Origin of the sequence: Micromonospora maritima, from assembly GCF_902825405.1 — a bacterium.
Lineage (GTDB): Bacteria > Actinomycetota > Actinomycetes > Mycobacteriales > Micromonosporaceae > Micromonospora > Micromonospora maritima.
On the sequence record NZ_CADEAU010000266.1, the window covers coordinates 1 to 7,441 of the forward strand.

The 7,441-nt window shown below is 72.0% G+C and carries 5 protein-coding genes; 4 read left to right on the forward strand and 1 reads right to left on the reverse strand.

What is annotated here, in order from left to right; translation table 11 throughout:
* The 4 genes from HUW36_RS21135 to HUW36_RS21150 all read left to right on the forward strand — a co-directional run.
* Positions 1-3,430, forward strand: a 3,430-nt coding sequence (locus HUW36_RS21135; protein WP_174529753.1) for a multifunctional oxoglutarate decarboxylase/oxoglutarate dehydrogenase thiamine pyrophosphate-binding subunit/dihydrolipoyllysine-residue succinyltransferase subunit, incomplete at its 5' end; no start/stop codon positions are given.
* A gap of 65 nt (positions 3,431-3,495) precedes the next feature.
* A complete protein-coding gene (locus tag HUW36_RS21140; protein ID WP_174529757.1) occupies positions 3,496-3,675 on the forward strand; it encodes a DUF6104 family protein in 180 nt (59 codons plus the stop codon).
* 150 nt (positions 3,676-3,825) lie between these two features.
* The gene (gene pta / locus HUW36_RS21145; RefSeq protein ID WP_174529754.1) at positions 3,826-5,892 is read left to right on the forward strand and encodes a phosphate acetyltransferase; all 2,067 of its coding nucleotides are present in this window, start codon (positions 3,826-3,828) and stop codon (positions 5,890-5,892) included.
* Complete coding sequence (locus tag HUW36_RS21150) at positions 5,889-7,001, forward strand: acetate/propionate family kinase (RefSeq protein ID WP_174529755.1); 1,113 nt, start codon at positions 5,889-5,891, stop codon at positions 6,999-7,001. Before pta ends, HUW36_RS21150 begins: the two co-directional genes overlap by 4 nt.
* 189 nt (positions 7,002-7,190) lie before the next feature.
* Here the strand turns inward: HUW36_RS21150 and HUW36_RS21155 are convergent, their stop codons facing one another.
* Complete coding sequence (locus tag HUW36_RS21155) at positions 7,191-7,364, reverse strand: hypothetical protein (protein ID WP_174529756.1); 174 nt, start codon at positions 7,362-7,364, stop codon at positions 7,191-7,193.
* Between the last annotated feature and the right edge of the window lie 77 nt (positions 7,365-7,441).

Genomic DNA, 7,441 nt, shown 5'->3' on the forward strand with positions numbered 1-7,441 from the left:
GGCGAAGGCGCCTGAGCCGGCCCCGGCGAAGAAGGCCGCCCCGGCCAAGCCGGCCGCGAAGGCGCCGACCGCGAGCGCCGCCGGCACCACCCCGCTGCGCGGTGTGGCCGCCAAGATCGTCCAGAACATGGACGCGTCGCTCGCCGTCCCCACCGCCACCAGCGTGCGCGCGGTCCCGGCCAAGCTGCTCGTCGACAACCGCATCGTGATCAACAACCACCTGGCCCGCGGCCGCGGTGGCAAGGTCAGCTTCACCCACCTGATCGGGTACGCGATGGTCCGGGCGCTCGTCGAGCACCCGGAGATGAACAACTCCTTCGCCGAGGTCGACGGCAAGCCGGCGATGGTCCGCCCGGAGCACGTCAACCTGGGCATCGCCATCGACCTGGCCAAGCCGGACGGCTCCCGCAACCTGGTCGTGCCGTCCATCAAGGCCTGCGAGCAGATGGACTTCCGGCAGTTCTGGCAGGCGTACGAGGACGTGGTCCGGCGCGCCCGCCGCAACGAGCTGACCATGGAGGACTACTCCGGCACCACCATCTCGCTGACCAACCCGGGCGGCATCGGCACGGTGCACTCGATCCCGCGCCTGATGCAGGGCCAGAGCGCCATCATCGGCGTCGGCGCGATGGAATACCCGGCCCCCTACCAGGGCATGAGCGAGGCCACCCTGGCCGAGAACGCGGTCAGCAAGGTCATCACGCTGACCAGCACCTACGACCACCGGATCATCCAGGGTGCGCAGTCCGGCGAGTTCCTCAAGGTCATGCACGAGCTGATGCTCGGCGAGCGCGGCTTCTACGACGACATCTTCACCTCGCTGCGGATCCCGTACGAGCCGGTGCGCTGGATGCGCGACGTGGCCGTCGACAGCGAGGGCCAGATCAACAAGACCGCGCGGGTGCACGAGCTGATCCACGCGTACCGGGTGCGCGGCCACCTGATGGCCGACACCGACCCGCTCGAGTTCAAGATCCGCAAGCACCCCGACCTGGACGTGCTCCAGCACGGGCTGACGCTGTGGGACCTCGACCGGGTCTTCCCGGTCAACGGCTTCGCCGGCCAGCAGCGGATGAAGCTGCGCTCGATCCTCGGCGTGCTGCGTGACTCCTACTGCCGCCGGGTCGGCATCGAGTACATGCACATCCAGGACCCGGAGGAGCGCCGCTGGATCCAGGAGCGGGTCGAGCGCAAGTACGAGAAGCCCAGCTCCGACGAGCAGAAGCACGTGCTCAACCGGCTCAACGCCGCCGAGGCGTTCGAGACCTTCCTGCAGACCAAGTACGTCGGCCAGAAGCGCTTCTCGCTGGAGGGCGGCGAGTCGCTGATCCCGCTGCTCGGCGAGGTGCTGGAGTCCTCCGCCGAGGCGGGGCTGGACGAGGTCGTCATCGGCATGGCCCACCGCGGCCGGCTCAACGTGCTGGCCAACATCGTCGGCAAGCCGTACGAGAAGATCTTCTCCGAGTTCGAGGGGCACCTCGACCCGCGCTCCACGCAGGGCTCGGGCGACGTGAAGTACCACCTCGGCCAGAACGGCAAGTTCACCACCCCGGACGGCGAGCACGCGGTCAAGGTGTCGGTGGTGGCGAACCCGTCGCACCTGGAGGCCGTCGACCCGGTGCTGGAGGGCATCGTCCGGGCCAAGCAGGACCGGATCGACCTCAAGCTGGAGGGCTACACCGTGCTGCCGCTGGCGGTGCACGGTGACGCCGCCTTCGCCGGCCAGGGCGTGGTCGCGGAGACGCTCAACCTGTCCCAGCTGCGCGGCTACCGCACCGGCGGCACCGTGCACGTGGTGGTCAACAACCAGGTCGGCTTCACCACCGCCCCGGAGTACAGCCGGTCCAGCCTCTACAGCACCGACGTGGCCCGGATGATCCAGGCGCCGATCTTCCACGTGAACGGCGACGACCCGGAGGCCGTGGTCCGGGTGGCCCGGCTCGCCTTCGAGTACCGGCAGGCGTTCAACAAGGACGTCGTGATCGACATGGTCTGCTACCGCCGGCGCGGGCACAACGAGGGCGACGACCCGTCGATGTCCAACCCGGAGATGTACAAGATCATCGACTCGAAGCGGTCGGTCCGCAAGCTCTACACCGAGGAGCTGATCGGGCGCGGCGACATCACCGTGGAGGACGCCGAGGAGCTGCTGCGCGACTACCAGGGGCAGTTGGAGCGGGTCTTCAAGGCCACCCGGGACGCCGCCACCAGTCCGCGCCAGCTCAGCCGCCCGAAGCGGGAGGACGAGCCGGAGCCGCAGGTCGAGACCGCCACCGACGCCGCCGTGGTCAAGGCGATCGGCGAGGCGCACGTCAACCTGCCGGAGGGCTTCACCCCGCACAAGCGGATCCAGCAGCTGCTGGAGCGGCGCCGCAAGATGTCCGTCGAGGGCGGCATCGACTGGGGCTTCGGCGAGATCATCGCGTTCGGCTCGCTGCTGCACGACGGCGTGACGGTCCGGCTCGCCGGGCAGGACTCGCGCCGGGGCACGTTCGTCCAGCGGCACGCCTCGGTGGTCGACTCGAAGACCGGCGACGACTACCTGCCGCTGAAGTCGCTCACCGCCGACGGCGAGCGGTCCCGCTTCTTCGTCCACGACTCGCTGCTCTCCGAATACGCCGCCATGGGCTTCGAGTACGGCTACTCGGTGGAGAACGTCAACGCGCTGGTGGCCTGGGAGGCCCAGTTCGGTGACTTCGTCAACGGCGCCCAGTCGGTGATCGACGAGTTCATCTCCTCCGGCGAGGTGAAGTGGGGCCAGCGCTCCGCGGTCACCCTGCTGCTGCCGCACGGCCACGAGGGCCAGGGTCCGGACCACACCTCCGGCCGCCCGGAGCGTTTCCTCCAGCTCTGCGCCGAGGACAACATGCGGGTGGCCATCCCGACCACCCCGGCGAACTACTTCCACCTGCTGCGCCGCCAGGCCCTGTCGCCCAAGCGCAAGCCGCTGGTGGTGTTCACGCCGAAGTCGCTGCTGCGGCACAAGCTCTGCGTGTCGCCGGTGGAGGACTTCACCACGGGCACCTTCCAGCCCGTGCTCGCCGACACCGCCGCCCCGGCGCCGGAGCAGGTGAAGCGGGTGCTGCTCTGCTCGGGCAAGGTCTACTACGACCTGTTCCAGGCCCGGCAGGAGCGGGGCGTCACCGACACCGCGATCATCCGGATGGAGCAGCTCTACCCGCTGCCCGTCGAGGAGGTCCGGGCCGCGCTGGCGCAGTACCCGAACGCCGAGGACTTCGCCTGGGTCCAGGAGGAGCCGGCCAACCAGGGCGGCTGGTCGTTCGTCGCGCTCAACCTGCTGGAGCACCTGCCCGAGGTCCGGCTGCGTCGCATCTCCCGCCCGTCCGCCGCCGCCCCGGCGGTCGGCTCGGCGAAGATGCACGAGGTCGAGCAGAACGCGCTGATCGAGGCGGCTCTCCCCCGCCCGTGACACCACTCGCAGCGGCCCGCCCCGACGATCGGGGCGGGCCGCTGCCGTACGACGAGAGGAACACCGTGTACTTCACCGACCGTGGCATCGAGGAACTGGTCGAGCGCCGGGGCGACGAGCAGATCAGCGTGGAGTGGCTCGGCGAGCGCCTGCGCGACTTCGTCGACCTGAACCCCGAGTTCGAGACCCCGATCGAGCGCTTCGCCACCTGGCTGGCCCGCCTCGACGACGAAGACGACGACTAGCCCCCTTCTCCCTCGCGATCTTGCGGTTGCGGCCCCGGCGAAGGCCACGAAACGGGCGTCTCGCGGGCCGGAAGTGCAAGATCAGCGAGGAGGGGTGGGACGGGGCGAAGGACCCGGGCGGGGGTTACCGCGATCTTGTAGCGTGAGGTCGTGGCGCGCAGCGTGTACCTGACCAGTGTGGGGTCGGGCGGGGGCAAGTCGACGGTGGCACTCGGGCTGGCCGAGCTGCTGTCCCGGCAGGTCGGGCGGATCGGCGCGTTCCGACCGCTGGTCGCCGGCGACGGCGCCGACCCGATCCTGGCCCTGCTCACCGAGCGCTACCGGGTGGAGCTGCCGGTCGGCGAGCTGCACGGCGCCACCTACGCCGAGGCCACCGAGCTGGTCGCGAACGGCCGGCGGGAGGAGCTGATCTCGGCGATCGTGGCCCGCTACCGGGAGGTGGAGCGGCGCTGCCCCGCCGTCGTGGTGGTGGGCAGCGACTTCGCCGACGGGGACGGCGCCGGCCCGCGCGAGCTGGCCTTCAACGCCCGGCTGGCGACCGAGTTCGGCAGCGTCGTGGTGCCCGTGGTGGACGGCTTCGGGCAGCCGCCCGAGGCGATCGCGGCAGCGCTGCGGGGCGCGTACCACGATCTGGCCGACCTGGGCGCGACGGTGGTCGCGGTGGTCGCCAACCGCGTGCCCGGGCCGATGACGCTGCCCGAGCTGCCGGTCCCCGCGTACGCGATCCCGGAGGTGCCGACCGTGTCGGCGCCGACGGTGGCCGAGGTGGCGGCGGCGCTCGGCGCCACCCTGCTCGCCGGCGACCAGGCCGCGCTGGACCGCGACGTGCTCGACTACGTGGTGGGCGCCGCGCACGTGCCGACGCTGCTGGACCACCTCACCGACGGAGCGCTCGTGATCACCCCGGGCGACCGGGCCGACCTGCTGGTCGCGGCCGGCGCCGCGCACGTGGCCGGGCAGGTGTCGCTGGCCGGGCTGGTGCTCACGCTGGGCGAGCAGCCCGACCCGCGGGCGATGCGGCTGGTCGAGCGGATGAACACCGGGCTGGCCGTGCTGTCGGTGCCCAGTGACAGCTACGACACGGTCGCGGCGTCGAGCCGGATCGAGGGCCGCCCCAGCACGGCCAACCCGCGCAAGGTGGAGGCGGCACTTGGCGCGTTCGAGCGCTGCGTGGACACCGACGACCTGGCCCGCCGGCTACGGGTCACCCGCTCCGCCCGGGTCACCCCGCTGATGTTCGAGAACGACCTGATCGACCGGGCGCGGGCGCGCCGTCGCCGGCTGGTGCTGCCCGAGGGCGCCGAGGAGCGGATCCTGCGCGCGGCGGAGGTGCTGCTGCGCCGGGGCGTCGCCGAGCTGACCCTGCTCGGCCGTCCGGACGAGATCGCCCGCCGGACCAGGGAACTGGGCGTCGACATCGGTGACGCGCAGGTCGTCGACCCGGCCACCAGCGAGTGGCGGGACGAGTTCGCCGCCACGTACGGGAAGTTGCGCGCGCACCGGGGCGTGACGCTGGAGCTGGCGCACGACATCGTGGCGCAGCCCAACTACTTCGGCACGATGATGGTGCAGACCGGCCACGCCGACGGCATGGTCTCCGGGGCGACGCACACCACCGCCGCGACCATCCGGCCGGCGTTCGAGATCATCCGGACCGTGCCCGGCGTCTCGGTCGCCTCCAGCGTCTTCTTCATGCTGCTCGCCGACCGGGTGCTGGTCTACGGCGACTGCGCGGTCAACCCGGACCCGGACGCCGCCCAGCTCGCCGACATCGCCATCTCCTCCGCCGACACCGCGGCCCGGTTCGGCATCGAGCCGCGGGTGGCGATGCTGTCGTACTCGACCGGCAGCTCCGGCGCCGGCGCGGACGTGGAGAAGGTCGCGGCGGCCACCAAGCTGGTCCGTGAGCGACGACCGGACCTGCTGGTCGAGGGCCCGATCCAGTACGACGCGGCGATCGACCCGCAGGTCGCCGCCACCAAGCTGCCGGACAGCGAGGTGGCGGGCCGGGCCACCGTGTTCATCTTCCCGGACCTGAACACCGGCAACAACACGTACAAGGCGGTGCAGCGCTCGGCCGGCGCGGTCGCGGTCGGCCCGGTCATGCAGGGCCTGCGCCGCCCGGTCAACGACCTGTCCCGGGGCGCCACCGTGCCCGACATCGTCAACACGGTGGCGATCACCGCCATCCAGGCCGCCACGGAGGCGTCGGAGTGAGCCGCATCCTGGTCCTCAACACGGGATCGTCGTCGGTCAAGTACCGGCTCTACGACGGCGACGGGATCCTCGACAAGGGCACCGTGGAGCGGGTCGGCGAACCCGGCGGCGGACCGGCCGACCACGAGAGCGCGGTCCGGGAGATCATCGACCGGCTCGACCTCACCGGCCTGGCCGGCGTCGGGCACCGGGTGGTGCACGGCGGACGGCGGTTCAGCGCCCCGGTGCTGATCGACGAGGCGGTGGTCACCGCGATCGAGGAGCTGGTCCCGCTCGCCCCGCTGCACAACCCGGCCAACCTGGCCGGCATCCGGGTGGCCCGGGAGGCGCTGCCGGACACCCCGCAGGTCGCCGTCTTCGACACCGCGTTCCACCACACGCTGCCCGAGGCCGCAGCCACGTACGCGATCGACCGGGAGACCGCCGAGCGGTACGACGTGCGCCGGTACGGCTTCCACGGCACCTCGCACGCGTACGTCTCGCGGCGGGCGGCGGAGCTGCTCGACCGGCCGTACGCCGAGCTGAACACGATCACGCTGCACCTGGGCAACGGGGCGAGCGCGTGCGCGGTGCGGGGCGGCCGGAGCGTGGCCACGTCGATGGGCATGTCCCCGCTGGAGGGCCTGGTGATGGGCACCCGCAGCGGCGACCTCGACCCGACCGTCATCTTCCACCTGCGCCGCGAGGGCGGGATGGGCGTGGACGAGATCGACGACCTGCTCAACCACCGCAGCGGGCTGCTCGGGCTGACCGGCGTCAACGACATGCGGGAGGTGCTGGCCCGCCGGGACGCCGGTGACCCGCGCGCGACACTGGCGTTCGACGTCTACTGCCGCCGGATCACCGGCTACGTGGGGGCGTACTACGCGCTGCTCGGACGGGTCGACGCGATCGCCTTCACCGCCGGCGTCGGCGAGCACGCCGCGCCGGTCCGGGCGGCCTCGCTGGCCGGTCTGGAACGGCTCGGCGTCGCCGTGGACCCGCGCCGCAACGACGGCACCGGCGACCGGGTGATCTCCCCGGCCGGCGCCGAGGTCACCGTGCTCGTGGTGGGCACCGACGAGGAGCGGGAGATCGCCCGCGAGACCCGCGAGGTGCTCGCCGCCTGACCCGTCCCGCCTGCCCGACTCAGGACCGCAAACCATGATCGACACCACCTCGCCGAAGTGGCGGGGTCATCGAGCCCTGGATGCGGCAACCTCGCCGAACTGGTGTTGATCATGCCCGGCGGAACTGGGGCGGGGGCGGGAGCGGGAGCGCCGGCCCAGGACGAGCACACCGGAAGCCGGCTCGCCCGATCAGCCCAGGGCGGCCCAGGCGACCAGCGCGACGACCACCACGGCGGCGACGGCGAGGCCGGCGATCAGCGGCAACCGGGACGGCGCGGCCGCGGGCGCGGCCGGCTCGGGCGCGTCCACGAAGGCGCGGAACTGCGCGGTGTTGCCGCTCGGGTCGGTGTAGTTCTCAGCCATGCGCGTGACCCTAGCGAAGCCCACCGACCCCGGGTGCCCCGCCGTGCCGGCGTCGACGCACCGGGGCGGCCGGCGCG